This window comes from Acetivibrio cellulolyticus CD2 (genome assembly GCF_000179595.2).
Lineage (GTDB): Bacteria > Bacillota > Clostridia > Acetivibrionales > Acetivibrionaceae > Acetivibrio > Acetivibrio cellulolyticus.
On sequence record NZ_JH556658.1, the window covers coordinates 92,383 to 107,860 of the forward strand.

The following is a 15,478-nucleotide window of genomic DNA, read 5'->3' on the forward strand; positions in this document are numbered from 1 at the left end:
CGTAGATATCAGCTTAATCTACGATTTTTTTTTAAAGTTTCGTAGAGTATCCTTTAAAGAAATCTCAGACACTAATTAATAATATAAATAATAATTAAAGTATGGTGAAGATTAAGCGTGGAAATTAAACATAATTAACCTAAACAAACGAATATGTTGAAATATGACGTAATATAAGTTAAAATAGTATTATAATTATAGTTGGTGGTGTGAATATATGAAATATTTAAGTGATTTAATACCTGAAGATAATGAAAAAAGAAAAATTATTAGTTGTAAAAATGTTACAATCAGAGGTGCTGAATTCATACAAATAACCTTTGAAGACAATCAAACAATATTAGTAAGGTATGATGAAAAGCATAAAACATGGGTTACATTTTATTTTACCCCTGAAAATTCTGCGGAAAAGGTTAAAAGAATTAAAGATTTTGTGAGAAATTACTTGTAAGGTCTGTCAGCTAAACCTTATTTTTTACAAGGAGTGGGATGAAAATGTTAGATTTAATAAACAAAAAAGCAATCGCTTTATATCGTGTATCTACAGAGAAACAAACATCTAAAGAAGACAAGGATATTCCAGCACAAAAAGAATTAGTTCATGAGTTTGTGAATAAGAATCAATTAATCTTAATAAAAGAATTTACTGAAGGTGGAATATCAGGATATAAAACCAAAATGAAAGATAGAGATGCTTTGATTGCTATTAAAAAAATGGCAGTAAATAAAGAATTTGAAGTATTGATTGTATATAAATCAGATAGAATTGGAAGAACTTCTGATGAATCTCCTATGGTTATCAAGTATTTAAACGACCAAGGTATTAGAGTTGTGACATGCTCTGGAGAAGAAATTAAGACACATACTCAAGTAGATAAATTAATGACTTATCTAACATTCTGGCAAAATGAATCTGAAAGTGTTAAGTTGTCTGAAAGAGCTACAGACTATCAAATATTACAACTTAAAAATGGTCAATATAGAGGAGGAGGAAAGAAAACAATACCATTTGGTTATAGATTAGTTAATAAGGGATCTGTTAATTTTAAAGGTAAAAATATATTAGATTTTGAAATAGACCCTGAAGAAGCAGAAATAGTGAAATTAATATATAGACTTTCATTTGAAAATAATATGGGTGGTAGATCTATAGCATCTTATTTAAATACACATGGATATAAAGATAAAGCAAAAAGTGATAATGGTTGGATATATTCTACGATTAATTATATGCTTAATAATATTATGTATAAAGGTTATTTTCACATGTATAGTGAATTATATGAAAAAGAAATTATATCTCCATTGCAAGAGCATTTAATAATTATACCTGAAGATGTATGGAATAAAAATCAAGAAGTTGTAAAAAATAGAATTAATATAGGAGAATTTAGAGGTATTACAAAAAGCGACCATTCATTATTTAGCGGTTTAGTTTATTGTGGACATTGTGGTGAGAAAATGACAGTGTGGGCAAATCATAAAAAATATAATAGAAAAAATGGATATGAAGTTAAATTTGCAACATATAGATATAGATGTCCAAGTTCAGTAGTTAAAGGAAGACATGATTGTGAAGGTCAATCAACTTATGGATGTAATAAAGTGGATCAATTAGTAGAGAATGATGTTTTTCTATATCTATGTGAAGAAACAAAAAATGAATCTAGCGAAAGTACTATCCAGAAATATAAGTCAGAATATAATAGACTAACAGCAGAAAAAAATAATAATAACAAGGAATTAAAGGATTTAAATAAAAAGATTGAGGTTCTAAAAGAGGAGATACCAAATACTATTTATTGTGAACTGTATGACAAAGACAAGGTGAAATTTTCATCTATAATGTTGAAAGAATCCTTGGAATCTTTACAAAAGAAAAAACAGTACATTGAAAATCGGTTACAAATATTGGATAAACAAATAGATGATTTGAATAAAATGGTAGATACAGAATCTAATAAAAATGACTTAACAGACAATTGGACATTGAAATATAATAATGCTGCTTTTGAAGATAAGAAAGCATTGTTATCATTTGTAGTCCAAAGAGTTTATGTTTTTAGAAATAAAGTTAAGCCAGTTTTAAATATTGATTTTGAAAGATTTTCATCTTCAAATTTGTAAAAAAATAGCTGCCGAAAGGCAGTTTATTTTTTGTCTGAATCCATATATTCCATTATATCTTCAGGCTGACAACTAAGAGCTTTACATATACGTTCTAAAATATCAGTTTGCACAGTTTCATTTTTTGCTAATTTAGCCATAGTTGGTGAAGATATATTTGCCAGCTTCATTAAGTCACCTTTTTTTAGATTTCGTCTATTAAGAAGATCAAACAATTTGTAATAAAAAATACCCATATAAACAACTCCTACTTCATTTATATTATTAATATAGCACAAATTTCAATTAATTGTCAATAAAAAATATTAGCGATGACTAAAAAATATTAGGAAAAACTATTGACAAAAATATTAGCGTTTGCTAAAATAAATTATAGAAAGTTAATAACAAATTCAAATTCGGAAGGGGTTTTTATTATGACAAGTATGTACGAAGGATTTTTCACAATTCAAGATCAGTATGGTAACCTATTAGATGACAGCTGTATCTATATTGATATAGTTAAAAAGAAATGGAATTGTGATACTTACAGTAGTTTGCTAAATACTTTGTGCTTTTACGGAGATTTAAAAAAAGCTGAATCCGTTTTAAACTATCTGAATGAAGTAAAAGAACTTGCTAAACTCGATTTAGAACTGAGCATTGTACATACAAATGAAAAATATTTCACTGATAACCTTGAAGGAATTCATTTTTCTACACCTATACCAAAGGAATCATATAGAGCGACTTACCAAGAATATTCAAAACTACAAAGCGACTATAAAGAAGTATTATTCTTTATTGCTAATGAAAAAGGTCATTTTGTAAGTGCATATGGAGTCTCTGATAAATTGGACTTCAAATGTAGATGGTTTTCCAATAGACAAAGAGCTGAAGAAGTTTTGAAGATGCTAAAGAGACAATATCCTGATATGAATTTAAGGATTGTTGAAAAGTTTGATGATGAAATTTAATTGGGGCTAAATGCTACTAATAAATAAGGGAGGATTTGATCATGGCAAAAAGTAAAGCAAGAGGAGTAATAGAAAGAATATTAAAACTTTTAGATGGAAAAAGTATAAATCCAATTACATCTATCAGAAGGTTAATTTGTAAAAAGTGCTATATTGTTTTGGATTTAGAATTTAGTACTGGCTATAAATATGTAAACAAAGACTATGCTAAAACATTATTTCCAAAATATGAAAAACGTCCTGCCGAAATAATCCAAATTGGAGCAATTATGCTGAATCACAATTATAAAATCATTGACAAATTCAATAAATTTATTACTCCATGTATTTACCAAAAAATCAATAAATATGTGACAGAACTTACAGGGCTAAATGATGAGAATCTAAAAAATAATATTAGTTTTGTAGAGTGCATGGATAGTTTCGAAAAATGGATTGGAAAAAAGGAATATATACTTTGTGGTTGGAGCAATTCAGACCAGAAAGTGTTTGAAGATAATTTCAAATACCATTCACAAAAATGTTCACTAAATTTAAATATGTTAGACATCCAAAAAATATTTAATCCTGAAAAACAGATAAGTCTAAAAAAGGCAATAGATGAATTAAATATACAAAAGAGTAAACCTTTTCACAATGCTTTAAATGATGCAGAATATACTGCTAATATTTTTCAAAAAATTGTATTTGTTAATAAACTACAAACTACATAATTAATTCGGTGATTTGAGTTTAAGAAATACTAGAATTCATATTCCGGCCGGAATAAATACGAAAGCTTAAAACTTAGACAACTAATTGCATCTAATTTCGGTAGACTTAGTAATAACCCTAATAAGTTTAGAAAAGCTGTATCTGAGTATGTTGAGTTAGTTGGATTAAAAATGGTGGTGATAGAAAATCAGAATGCAAACCTTGCGGACTGACTCAAGAAGAAATTGCAAAAGAACTTAATTTATCAGTAAGAGATTTACAAAATCTTTTATCTATTGAACGCAAACTCATACCAGAACTAAAAGAAGCACTAGACAAAGGATTTATTTCGAAGACAGCGGCGTTAGGCATTTGTAGTAAATTAAGTGGAAGCGAACTTTGAATAAAAATCATGTTTTATCGCATTATTTTAATGGAATCGAAGCAGGAAATTGACAAATTTGACAAACATAAAAACACATGATATACTAGAATGGAATATAGTGTTATAACACAAATAGCGAATATTGGAACTATTCGCACTTTAATTAACTATGTTTATTTTTTGAGCTTTACTGTTCTTTGAAAACTGAATTTTTATTACCATATAATGTTAAATGTAACATAATGATTACACTATTTAGTATACCAGTACTAATTAACGTTGTCAATATAAATTTTTCAAATAAATGTTAAATCAAACATTAATATTATTATGTTAGATTTTATCATTGGAAAGGATGTATTGTCAAGGAGTAAATAAATTGAGGAGGAAGAATGTTTAGAGATTTTACTTTTAATTGTACAAGTGTGAAATTGAAAGACTATTTAATGAGAAAAGGATTTGAATATTTCAACGTATTCATCAATAAAGAAGGGTGGACTATTTGGAAATTTGCTAAAACTCCAAAGTTCAATCAAGCTCTTAAAGAGTGGTCGGAAAATAGAAAACAATCCATAAGCTAATTATTAATATTGTAGAGGGGGAATGGTGGAATCGAAATGGTAATCTTTAACTGTAATCAAGAAAGGTTGGATAAACAAAAACAATATCTTAAGAATGAAATCCTCAATGGCAATAACAAAAACTATTTTAAGGTAATAGATTTGGAATGTGGTACTGGAAAAAGTATTTCAGCCGAAGAAGCATTGGCAACAACAATAAAAAAAGTTCTATTTGTAAGAGAAAGGACTGAAGACTGTGATAACTCAGCAAAAAGAATAAATGATTTGGCAAAGCAAATTATTGCAAAATCGATTCACAGTAAGAATACAAAAGCAATAACAGAGGACTTGTTAGATTTTCCAGTAATCATTATTACACACGAAAAATACAAGGAGCTATCTATTAATCCAAAAGCACAAAAATTGTTTTCAAAAGGCAGAAGTATATTAATAATAGACGAGTTTCTTAACATGGCAAAAGGTAATGAATTATTCATTAATAAGGAATTTATTAATTCTTTTGAAACTCTACTTGGCAATAGGACATTAAGAGATTTGTTTGCTGAATTAATAGCTGAAATAGAAGATTATTTGCTTCTACCAAGAGAAAAGAATTCATTCTTTAATTCAAAGATAGATTTTGGAATCGTTGATAAGAAAGCAAACAAACTGAAAACATTAATAAGATCGAGTCTAAGCAAAGAGTATTGTAAAAGTATCAATTATACTAAAAATGAATTGTGCAAGAAAATTGATAATATAAAGAACTTCTATAAACAAACATGTGTTGTAGAAGGGAATACTATGTATTGTATCAATTTAGATTATCAATATTGGTTCTTGGATAACAATATTATATTAGATGGATCTGGCAATCTGAACATGGCATATAAATTAAATCCTGAATTATTTCATTTGCAAAAGCAAGCAAAAGTATTAAACTACAGTAAGTGGGATTTTGAAATAATGAAATCTAATTCTACTTCATCCGGCAAAAGAAGAGCCTTGAATTTCTATACTGTAATTAACAATATAATAAATGACTTAGGAGTAGATAATACATTATACATTGGAAATATTGATGATGAAAAGAGTATTACAGCAAACTATATTAATCATTTTGGTAATGTAACTGGCAGCAATGAATATATGGATTTACAAAATATTTTAATAGGTCACAATCCTAATATTCCGTTCAGAATGTATATCTTAGAGTATATCTACTTTTCAAAAATTAAATATACAAATACAAATTCATGGGATGGTATAGTTTCTGGAGCCAATGATGAAAAGGTGTATAGATTCAAAGAAAAACAATTCGAAGAATACAGACAATGCAGAAATGCTAATGAAATATATCAAGCTATAAAGAGAATCAATAGGAATATGTCTAAGGAATCTAAAGTTTTAATTCTAAATAATGATATAAAAATGATTGATAGAATAATGAAAATGTTCAAAAATACCACTGTAACATATACAGATAGTGAAGTTGAATATGAGAAAACAAAAATGGATGAATATAATCAAATAAGAAAAGAAAGCTCATATGCAATGAAGTTCATTCAAGTCTGCAAAGATATTCAGTCATTACAACTCACAGATTTACAACATCAGAAGAAGAATCGTAAAGGAGAAGTAGAGTGGCAATTTGGATACTATAGCAAAAAGAAATTGTGTGAATATATAAAGGTATCTCCAAAACATTTCTCTCAATTAGTTCTAAATAATGTAGAAGTCTTAAATTATTTCAAAAGGCACAACATAAAACCAAAAGGACAAATAATTGATTTTTCTGATGTAATTTAAATTTTCAACCGCTACTGTACCAAAGGTAAGCGAATGGGAGACCCATTCTATGTTCGTAGCTACGCTACAATAACACAAAATGAATGTTAAAAAAGTCCCAGTCACTTCTTAATAATTTATTTATTTTAAAGAAGTCAGTGGGAGTTTTTATACAAACATTAAATCAATATGATTTTTTAATCTTAATTAAGTTGTCGGTATAAGAGCTTTATCCATAAATTGTTACAAAATAATAAAATAAATAAAATTTATATATGCGTAGTGCAACGCACGTAGCAGACAAGGAACATCTCATGTTCCGCTGTCAAGCCATAGGAAAGGCAAAACCTTTAACTCACAGCTGAAGCTGTTCGTTGAAATTAACAAATAGTGTATTTCTGAGGAGGATATATATGATAAACGGTATTAAAATAATGAATCTTGAAGGTAGTGATATTTTAAAAAATAATTTAGAAGGCAGAGAAATAAAAAAAGAATATAACGGAGTATTCACAAACAGCTTATTACAGGATAAATTAACTGCTTTAGGTTTAAAAGTAAATAAAGAAACAACTAGAGATATTGTTACCGTTAAATTTACATATGGTTATACTCCATTGATAGATAATCTCAATGATGATGAAATTAAAAACTTACAAGAACAAAATAAAAAAATCAAACAGGATATTAAAGTTTTGGAAAAAGATAAGAAATCAATAAGCAAAAGAACAGATAAAAGAGCAAAAATAGATGAAATAAAAAAATTAAAAGACTGTTTAAAAAACAATAAAGTAAAAATTAGTACTATGCAAATAGAAGATAAAGTAGTTGTTACTGAAGCCAAAATGAATACAGATAAAATAAGAAATAAACTTTATAAAGATGGTTTTAAGCTTGAATTTAAAGGTAAAATTTCTGATAAGAAAGATATTGTTGAATATACATTATGGTATAGGACGCCTTCAAAAAGTCGTGTTGGTGATGCAGTTTTTATCAATAAAAAATTATATAACGATATTAAAAAGTGGCAAAGAATGGGGTTGGAATTGCCAGAAGGTGAAGCAAAAGTTGTTGAAATGACAGCTTATGAAGCATTAACTTCTTCAAATATTATTGATAAAATAACTATAGATCCATATAAGAATATATTAGTTGTTGATGATATAGTAAGCTTTTTTGAAACAAATTGTAATATAGTTAAAACTAATAAAGGTGAATGTTATGTTTCTCCTGAATTGTATAAAGTATCTAATACCTTATTTGACGGTCAGGCATTACTTGATGATTCGCTTTGGTTAGAAACAGATAATTCTTCTTTTAAACTTTTAAGACAGCATTTTTTCAAGGCCTGTGGATTTAGAACATATATAACTCAGTTTATGAAAGACTCTTTTAAAGATAATTATGAATCTGCCACTGTTACTGATAGATACGGCAATGAGATTAAGGTATCTGAAATTCTATTAATAACCACAGAAAATTCTATGAAGTGGGAAAAGTTTCAAGATATTGGAGCTAGTTATGATTTATGGAGACAAAAAGTTTCAGAAGATGGTAATGTATTTGGAGTAGCAAAAGTAGATCATGTTAGTAAGTATAATAACATATTTGAAGATGGTAAATGTTATCAACGCATGAGTTACCAACATGTTAATACTTTATACTTGAAAAAAGGTAAAGAGATTGATGAAATGAGGGAGTTATTGCAGGATACTATACGATTTATTAATAGGCTAAAATCAGACAATGAATACTTTTTGCAGTATCTTGAAAGAAATGCAAATGAACTAAATGCTAATCAAATGGTGATTGATTTATATAAAAATATAAACAAGTTTGATAAATCAGCATTTTTTAGAACATTTAAAAATGAAACCATAAATAAATATATTAAAACCGTTCGTAATGGCAAAGTTTTATGTTCGGGAGATAATTTAACAGTTGTAGGCAATCCCTATATTATGCTTTTACATTCAATAGGCAAAGTTCCAGTTAAAGATGGTGTTTTAAAAGAAGGATATGAAGATATAACATTACCTATTAATGATGAATATATTAGTGTTTATGCCCCATTATTTGAAGCTGGTGAATATCTTGCAAGTTTTAGAAATCCTCATAACTCGCCTAATAACTGTGGATATAATAAGAATTTCAAGCATGAATTAATGGAAAAGTATTTTAATTTTAACAATAATATAATGGCTGTAAATCTAATTTCTACAGAGGAACAAGACCTAAAGAATGGAGAAGACCAGGACAGTGATTTTTGTTATGTTACAAATAATAGAATAGCTGTATTATCGGCAAAAAGAGTATTTAGAAATTTTCCATGTATTGTTAATAAGATTAAGCCTGAAGAGAGACCTTGGAAAAATAGTATAGATAGCTTGATAACTATTGATTCTGAATTGGCTAAATCAAAATATGATATTGGATTGAGTTCTAATCTTGCACAATTAGCTATGAGTTGGTATTGGATGGATAAAACTAATGATTTGGCTGAAATTGTATGCATTATGTCTGTAATTGCCCAATGTGCAATAGATAATTCAAAACGCAAATATGCCATAAATATTAGAAAAGAAATAGTAAGAATTAGTAAGTTAAAGTGTATGAATAAAAAGATAGAAGTTATAAGAAAAAATAAGCAAGGTAAAGAATTTAAAAGGATGGTAAAAGCCAAACCTAAATTTTGGGAATATGTAACTTCTAAAGTAAAAAAAGATATTTTAATTGAATGTCCATGCCCAATGAACTTTTTGCAAGATGTTCTTGATTCGGATATAGAAAATGCTAGTAAAACTAAAGATACTATTTCTAGTGTTAATTTTATAAATATTATTTGTGGCAAAGCTGAAGATAGGCAGATGAATAGAATTAAAGCAAAAATAAAAGAATATGATGATGCAGTTAAAAAACATAACGATTTAGCTAAAAATAGTTATGCTAAAGAGGATGACAAAAAGTGGAAAGAGAAAGAGCAATTATTACAAAAAGATGTAGTTAATTATATATCAGGGTTAAAAATCAAACCCAAAACAATGCAAATACTTATTTCCAAAGCATTGGCTAAAAACGGTATGAATAGTAAATATAGAAGAAAGTTGTTGAATAGTTTGTATCAATCTCACAGAGAAAAATTTATGAGTTGTTTTAAGTCGTTATAAAAATTTACGGAATTTGGCATTATTAAAAACCATGTAATCTAGTCATATTAAGGGTTGCATGGTTTTTTCTATAATTTCTATATGAATATAATGTAAATTAATTATAACTACCCATTTTAATTATATCAAATTAGATTGGTGATTGCAATAGTTTTTACAAAAATATTTTAATCAAATTTAAATTTAGAAAGGTTAGGTAAAACAAATGGAAGAAAGACAACAAAAAATAAGGGAAAGGCTGAATTCATTCATTGAGAAATCAGGACGAAAAGCCTGTTGGGTATGTGAACAGTGTGATTTGGATGTTTCACTTATATCAAGGTTTCGTAAAAATAAGAGAGATCTGTGGGACAGTAGTTTGGATGTATTAGAGCAGTTCTTGAATAAATATGATAATGAGGTGTAGTAATGGAGCCGAATAATAGCGATTATTTTTATGTTTATAATATGAGGTATGCAGCCAGTTTAATGTTACAAGGTTTTAGACCTATGATTACTAGAAATATTAAGGATAAAAGGTTTTATGTTTTTAAGTTTAGGAATACTGAAGCTTTTCAGAAAGCATTTAGTGATTTAACTAAATAATACATAGTTAAAAGGGTACTTCAATTACCAAAGTACTCTTTATTTATTTTTTTTTGTTTTTTAAAAATGTGCATAATATGAACTACTGTAATTAGTCTACTCCTATTATGCTCAATTGTCAATAGGTATTTTCAAATTATTTTATCAAATCAAACAAATCTGTTAAAAACGAAAGGGTCAAGGTGGATTTAATGAAACAATTCAAAAATATTAAACAGTATGGTGTATATGCAGTTGTAGTTGGTGATGTAATTAGATATGTAGGTTCTGGAGATATAAGAGATTGTATATCTAGGCACAAAACAATGTTGAAAAATGGTGGTTATAATAACACTAATAAACAGATATTACAGGATGCTTATGATGCTGGAGATAAAATAGAATATAAAACATTAAGATATATTTCTAATGATATTAATAATCCTCAAATTAAAAAGGCTGAAGATTATTATATTAAAAAATATAAAGCAACTATTTGCAATAAGAATAAAGCTGGTAGACCATTGAGAAATCAAAATGATGAATTAGCAAGAATTAGAGAAAGTATTAACAGAAGTTTGGCTAATCAAGGTACTAATAATCCTCATTGCAATACAGATACAGGCAATATCGTGAAGATTAAAGCTATGCTTGCAATGGGAATGAGAAATAAGGATATAGCTGAAATAATGGGTGTTAATAGTGTTTATGTTTCAAAAATTAAAACTAGTCTTAAATGGTCACATGTTGTATTAGAAGATTATGTTGTTAAGGTTGATGATATTAATAATATTGAAGTTATTGATGTTGTAGGATTTTAGGAGCTGGGTTTATTCCAGTTCCTTTTTAGTGAGGTCATATATGAAAGAATTTAATTATGGGGTGTATTCTATCAAACATAAAGGCAAATTGTTGTACATAGGGAGTTCGAATGATTTTAATAGACGTGTTAAGGAGCATTTAAAGAAACTGGAATCCGGCAAACATAAAAAGAAACTACAGAAGTATGTTGATGAGAATGTTAGAGATCTGAAGGATCTGGAATTTGAATTAATACATCAGACTTGGGATGATAGCAAGATAAGATTATTTTTTGCGGAAATGATATGTATATTGCATCATAAACCGATTTGCAACAATGCTGTGTTTCAAGTTGGATTGAAATATATTTCTTTAGGTAAACCAGTTGTTGAGTTTGATAAAGATATATTGAAGTATTTGTGATTTAAATAAAGGAGAAGTATATTTGTGCAATGTGTTAAATAAAAGGAGAATTTTATTGTGCAATATGCACTAAATAAAGGAGATGTTTAAGCTATGGCTAATCAAGATAAAGAAGAATTGAAAAATGATACTAAAGAAATGAAAGATTTACTACATGAAATTATGGAAAATAATAGGGAACTATTAAGATTGATTAATGAGTGTAGAGAAGATTTTAAAAAGAATAAATAAATTTTCTAAAGTTCACATAATCTTCACAAAAGCATGTTATTATAAGTTTTGATAAACTTTGCATATAGAAAAGGACTGGCTGAAGTGGCGTGGCTGGTCTTTTTCTTTAAAGAGCTGGAATGAATTCTATTGGCTTATTGTTTTAGATTTCCTTAATATCAGTTATTCTCTGTTTAAATTTTTCTTCTAATTCTACTGATTTATATTTTATTTTTATTGCTTTAATTATATTATTTATAACTTGATCAACTTTATATAAATAAGATGAAGAATCTGTGAAAATAGGTAAAGTGCTGTTACCAGTATTATTAATAAAGTCAACAAGACCAATAGGGATTAATTCGTTTGTTTCAGCTTCAATTATGTACTCTATATTATTATTTTTTAAATATTCCTCAGATAATAAATTTAAGGCATTAATCCAGGTAAATTGTTTGTTTAATAGATTATTATAATGAAATGGATACAAATGCTTATTATCATCTATATATAATTCAATAATATAGAATAAGGAACTGTTTTGTGGATTAAATTGATTTACATATCTAATTTCAAGCTTCATAATAAGACCTCCATAATTGTATGTGTATTAACCAATAGAATTCAATTGAATTATATCATAAAAATAGAAGTTAATACATTTTTGATTAATAAGTAAAACATATGTTGACACTATATTTTCATAATGATATGATAATTATGGAAAAAGAACGTGTGTTTATGTGGAGGATAAGATGACACCTGAAATGAATTTAACATTTGAAATGTTTATCAGAAAGGCTTTTAGTATTAATAGTTATAATATGATTAATAGGTATGGAGACCCAGCTGGATTAGCTAATACTGATATGTTTAATTTTGGAGAAATTGAGAAAGTAAAAGCAGGAGCTGCTTATTCGGCACAAATCTGTAATAAACATATTGTGAATAATTGTAATATATCAGATGATGAAAGCAATGATATGGATAGAATAGTTAAGGACATGATTAATGCTGAAGATAAGATTAGAATATTTGAACTAATCAAAGAGTTTAATCAAAAGTATGATAAGTATATTAAGTTTAAGTGGAATGAGTAATATATATGAAGAAAATTAATAGAATAAATATATTTATATTAAGACTTGCTTAAATGCAGGTCTTTTTAATTGAAAAATTGTAAAAATGTAAAGATTGAAGGTGAGTGAAATATGTTAGATGAAAGGCAATTAAAAGCGATTGCTTTGTTGATAGAAAATAATAGAAAAAAGACTGAAATTGCTGAAATTGTGGGAGTTAGTAGGCAATGTATATATGATTGGATGAAGAATACGGAATTTAGTACTGAACTAGACTCACGATTACAAGAAATTAAAACTTACGGCGAAAACAATATTAAAGCTAATCTATACAAATATATCCAAACTGTTGATGTATTAGCCAGTACAGCAGAGTCAGAGAAGATAAGACTAGATGCTGCACAGTATCTAATAGATAGGGTTCTAGGGAAAACTACATCTAAGCTGGATATAACAGCAGAAGCAAAACAAAGTATATCCGGTTCAGACATATTAGAAGACTTTGAAGAAGATGAAGAAGAACAATAATTCAGATGGAAATAATGGAATAAAATAGAAAATTTATCGCAATTAATTTACCATAAACTGGTAAAACGCAGTGTTTTTTAAGAACAAATCATATAGCAAATCAAAGCAAATTAAAGAAAAATAGAGATCAGTTTTTTGTAATTTTGCACGTTTTTTTAATTGTTTTAAATAACATAAATCGGCTCTCAAGGTTTTAAATCGTCTTAAATCAAGATCGAGATTGAAAGATTAGATACAAAATGAACATTTCGTGTAATTGTAATATGTCTTTCTTTAATTTCAACTGGAAATTAGGGGTATACTTCTATTTTCCCAAATAGTGAAATAGGGGTGGGGTTACTTCCACAATTTTTTTATTAAATTTTCAACTTCAAGGTAGTCAACTGACTATCTTTTTTTAATGTCCAAGAAGGGAGGTAAGCTATTGCAGCAAGCACAAAATATATTTGATACTAAATACAATAAACAACTATTAATTCAATACCTGAAAAAAATATATGGATCAGAAAAAGCAAAACAAATCCTTGAAAAACACAAAAACAATCTTTGGGAACCATATGGAGTAGCTTACTCTCTTGGTAAACGTAGTATAGAATATTTCTGCTTAATGTTCCTTCAAAATACCTTTGTACCTTCAGATAATAATAGTCAACGTTCATTAGCTCCAGTACATTATGAAGTGTGGGATCTATTACAGAGACAATTTATTAAAGATGAGTTTGATAAAGCAAATATAATAATCCCTAGAGGCACAGCAAAAACAACAACATGTGACTTAGCATTAACTGTCTGGCTACATTGTTATGGATTGTCTAAATTCACTGTTATAGGTGCAAAAAAAGAAGAAGATGCTTTTCAATTTATTGGCAACGTGAGAAAGCAATTAGAAGAGAACCCATATATAGAATATACATTTGGGAAGCTAATAAATAAAAGGTTTGGCACAGTAAACAAGCAAGAAATTGAATTAACTAATGAAACTTGTATTAAAGCTGTATCTTCTGGAAGTTCTGTTAGAGGTATGAACTATAAAGGAACTAGACCAACAGTATTTATAGCTGATGACTATCAAGATGCAAACGATGTATTATCAGAAGAAGCTAGGGAAAAGAAGTGGAAAAAGTGGAATGATGAAATAGAAGAGTTTGGTGATACAGCAGTAATTAGAGATGGTAAAAAAATAAAATCAGCCACAAAAATAATATGTATTGGTACTATAATGCATAACTCATGTTTAATTAGTAGACTTATGCAAGCCAAAGACTATATAACAATGTTAAGACGTGCAATATTATTAGAACCTGATCAAACAGTTGAAGATATATTTGATACTGGTTTGTGGGCTGAATGTAAAAGAATTGTTTATAACAATAAGCTTGAAAATCCTGTTGAAGATGGTTACCAGTTTTATTTAAAACACAAATTAGAAATGGATTTCCCTATACTTTGGGAAGATAAATGGGATAGGTTTAATGATTTAGCTATTAAATACTGGAAAAACAAAGAGTCTTTCATGCAAGAGAAAATGAATGATGCTTCTAATATCGGTGAAAAGAAATTCAAATCAAATCGTGTAGAATCTCCTGAAGAAATAGAATCACATACTTTCACAAATGTCGCTGCTCGGTCTGTTTGACCGCTCTTTGCCCAAATTTTGTGTCCGTATATTTTGCTCATTAACCCTGTCCGATACTTCACCGAACAGGGTAATTAATTACCAATTGAATTCATCTTCAATTATGAGCCTTACTACATGATCATCTATCAACTTTGTTTGCCTTTGTGCTGCGTGCATCAGGCAGGCTATACATACTTTATTGATTTTCCTTGCTACTCCATGAGAATAGTCATAAATTTCGCCAATAGCCTTCTCGGTAAATATATCCCTGGTTTCTCCTGCATATTCAAGATGCTTTTTGATGTATTCTCCGGTTTGTTGCCGATCGTAAGGGGTAAGGTGATAACGTATATCTATCCTTTGGCATATTGCCTCATATATCTGTTTTTTCAGAACATCTCTAAGTTCACTCTGTCCCGCTAGAATTAAACTCATTGGATTGTATGAATCCATCTTAAAGTTTAAGAGAAACCGTACTTCCTCTAGCATTTCTCTTGATAAAAGATGTGCTTCGTCTGATATTATCACTGGTATCCTCTTTTGTGTTTCTATGAGGTTCGATAGCTCACGGGTTAACTG

18 protein-coding genes are annotated in these 15,478 nt (G+C 28.1%); 15 read left to right on the forward strand and 3 right to left on the reverse strand.

Annotated elements, in window-relative coordinates:
- Positions 1 to 217 precede the first annotated feature (217 nt).
- Positions 218 to 451: a hypothetical protein gene (locus ACECE_RS0216265; RefSeq protein WP_010249165.1), complete on the forward strand. Its 234-nt coding sequence runs from the start codon at positions 218 to 220 to the stop codon at positions 449 to 451.
- Positions 452 to 495: 44 nt separating this feature from the next.
- Complete coding sequence (locus ACECE_RS0216270) at positions 496 to 2,127, forward strand: recombinase family protein (protein WP_010249167.1); 1,632 nt, start codon at positions 496 to 498, stop codon at positions 2,125 to 2,127.
- A 23-nt stretch (positions 2,128 to 2,150) separates the two neighbouring features.
- Here ACECE_RS0216270 and ACECE_RS0216275 read toward each other — a convergent pair whose 3' ends face one another.
- The gene (locus ACECE_RS0216275; RefSeq protein ID WP_010249169.1) at positions 2,151 to 2,363 is read right to left on the reverse strand and encodes a helix-turn-helix domain-containing protein; all 213 of its coding nucleotides are present in this window, start codon (positions 2,361 to 2,363) and stop codon (positions 2,151 to 2,153) included.
- A 180-nt stretch (positions 2,364 to 2,543) separates the two neighbouring features.
- Here ACECE_RS0216275 and ACECE_RS0216280 point away from each other — a divergent pair, with 180 nt between their 5' ends.
- The 10 genes from ACECE_RS0216280 (at position 2,544) to ACECE_RS31205 (ending at position 11,695) form a co-directional block, all read left to right on the forward strand.
- On the forward strand, positions 2,544 to 3,083 hold the full coding sequence (locus ACECE_RS0216280) for a hypothetical protein (RefSeq protein ID WP_010249171.1): 540 nt from the start codon (positions 2,544 to 2,546) through the stop codon (positions 3,081 to 3,083).
- Positions 3,084 to 3,124: 41 nt separating this feature from the next.
- Positions 3,125 to 3,796 (forward strand): 3'-5' exonuclease, encoded by a 672-nt coding sequence (locus ACECE_RS27805; RefSeq protein WP_010249173.1) that lies wholly within the window; start codon positions 3,125 to 3,127, stop codon positions 3,794 to 3,796.
- A 757-nt stretch (positions 3,797 to 4,553) separates the two neighbouring features.
- Positions 4,554 to 4,742 carry a hypothetical protein gene (locus ACECE_RS0216290; protein WP_010249175.1) on the forward strand — a complete coding sequence of 63 codons (189 nt, stop codon included), beginning with the start codon at positions 4,554 to 4,556 and terminating at the stop codon, positions 4,740 to 4,742.
- Between the two features lie 66 nt (positions 4,743 to 4,808).
- Entirely contained in the window at positions 4,809 to 6,530 is a 1,722-nt protein-coding gene (locus ACECE_RS0216295) for a DEAD/DEAH box helicase family protein (protein ID WP_162862563.1), read from the forward strand.
- Positions 6,531 to 6,922: 392 nt separating this feature from the next.
- Complete coding sequence (locus ACECE_RS0216300) at positions 6,923 to 9,676, forward strand: hypothetical protein (protein ID WP_010249179.1); 2,754 nt, start codon at positions 6,923 to 6,925, stop codon at positions 9,674 to 9,676.
- A gap of 205 nt (positions 9,677 to 9,881) precedes the next feature.
- Positions 9,882 to 10,082, forward strand: coding sequence for a hypothetical protein (locus ACECE_RS0216305; protein ID WP_010249181.1), 201 nt, complete (start codon positions 9,882 to 9,884; stop codon positions 10,080 to 10,082).
- A 2-nt stretch (positions 10,083 to 10,084) separates the two neighbouring features.
- Positions 10,085 to 10,261: a DUF5659 domain-containing protein gene (locus tag ACECE_RS32385; protein ID WP_407636671.1), complete on the forward strand. Its 177-nt coding sequence runs from the start codon at positions 10,085 to 10,087 to the stop codon at positions 10,259 to 10,261.
- A 191-nt stretch (positions 10,262 to 10,452) separates the two neighbouring features.
- The gene (locus ACECE_RS0216315; protein WP_010249182.1) at positions 10,453 to 11,061 is read left to right on the forward strand and encodes a GIY-YIG nuclease family protein; all 609 of its coding nucleotides are present in this window, start codon (positions 10,453 to 10,455) and stop codon (positions 11,059 to 11,061) included.
- A gap of 40 nt (positions 11,062 to 11,101) precedes the next feature.
- Positions 11,102 to 11,464 (forward strand): GIY-YIG nuclease family protein, encoded by a 363-nt coding sequence (locus ACECE_RS0216320; protein WP_010249184.1) that lies wholly within the window; start codon positions 11,102 to 11,104, stop codon positions 11,462 to 11,464.
- 93 nt (positions 11,465 to 11,557) lie between these two features.
- Positions 11,558 to 11,695 carry a hypothetical protein gene (locus tag ACECE_RS31205; protein ID WP_162862564.1) on the forward strand — a complete coding sequence of 46 codons (138 nt, stop codon included), beginning with the start codon at positions 11,558 to 11,560 and terminating at the stop codon, positions 11,693 to 11,695.
- A gap of 142 nt (positions 11,696 to 11,837) precedes the next feature.
- Here the strand turns inward: ACECE_RS31205 and ACECE_RS0216330 are convergent, their stop codons facing one another.
- The gene (locus ACECE_RS0216330; RefSeq protein ID WP_010249186.1) at positions 11,838 to 12,257 is read right to left on the reverse strand and encodes a hypothetical protein; all 420 of its coding nucleotides are present in this window, start codon (positions 12,255 to 12,257) and stop codon (positions 11,838 to 11,840) included.
- Between the two features lie 160 nt (positions 12,258 to 12,417).
- On the opposite strand from ACECE_RS0216330, the gene ACECE_RS0216335 reads away from it, so the two are divergent.
- From ACECE_RS0216335 to ACECE_RS31210, 3 genes are all read left to right on the forward strand, one after another.
- Entirely contained in the window at positions 12,418 to 12,774 is a 357-nt protein-coding gene (locus ACECE_RS0216335) for a hypothetical protein (RefSeq protein ID WP_162862565.1), read from the forward strand.
- 111 nt (positions 12,775 to 12,885) lie between these two features.
- Positions 12,886 to 13,281 (forward strand): phBC6A51 family helix-turn-helix protein, encoded by a 396-nt coding sequence (locus tag ACECE_RS0216340; protein WP_010249190.1) that lies wholly within the window; start codon positions 12,886 to 12,888, stop codon positions 13,279 to 13,281.
- Between the two features lie 424 nt (positions 13,282 to 13,705).
- Positions 13,706 to 14,917, forward strand: a complete 1,212-nt coding sequence (locus ACECE_RS31210; protein ID WP_010249193.1) for a hypothetical protein — start codon at positions 13,706 to 13,708, stop codon at positions 14,915 to 14,917.
- 78 nt (positions 14,918 to 14,995) lie between these two features.
- On the opposite strand, the gene ACECE_RS27815 is transcribed toward ACECE_RS31210, so the two are convergent.
- Positions 14,996 to 15,478 (reverse strand): ExeA family protein (locus ACECE_RS27815; protein ID WP_010249194.1); only part of this gene is annotated, 483 nt, incomplete at its 5' end.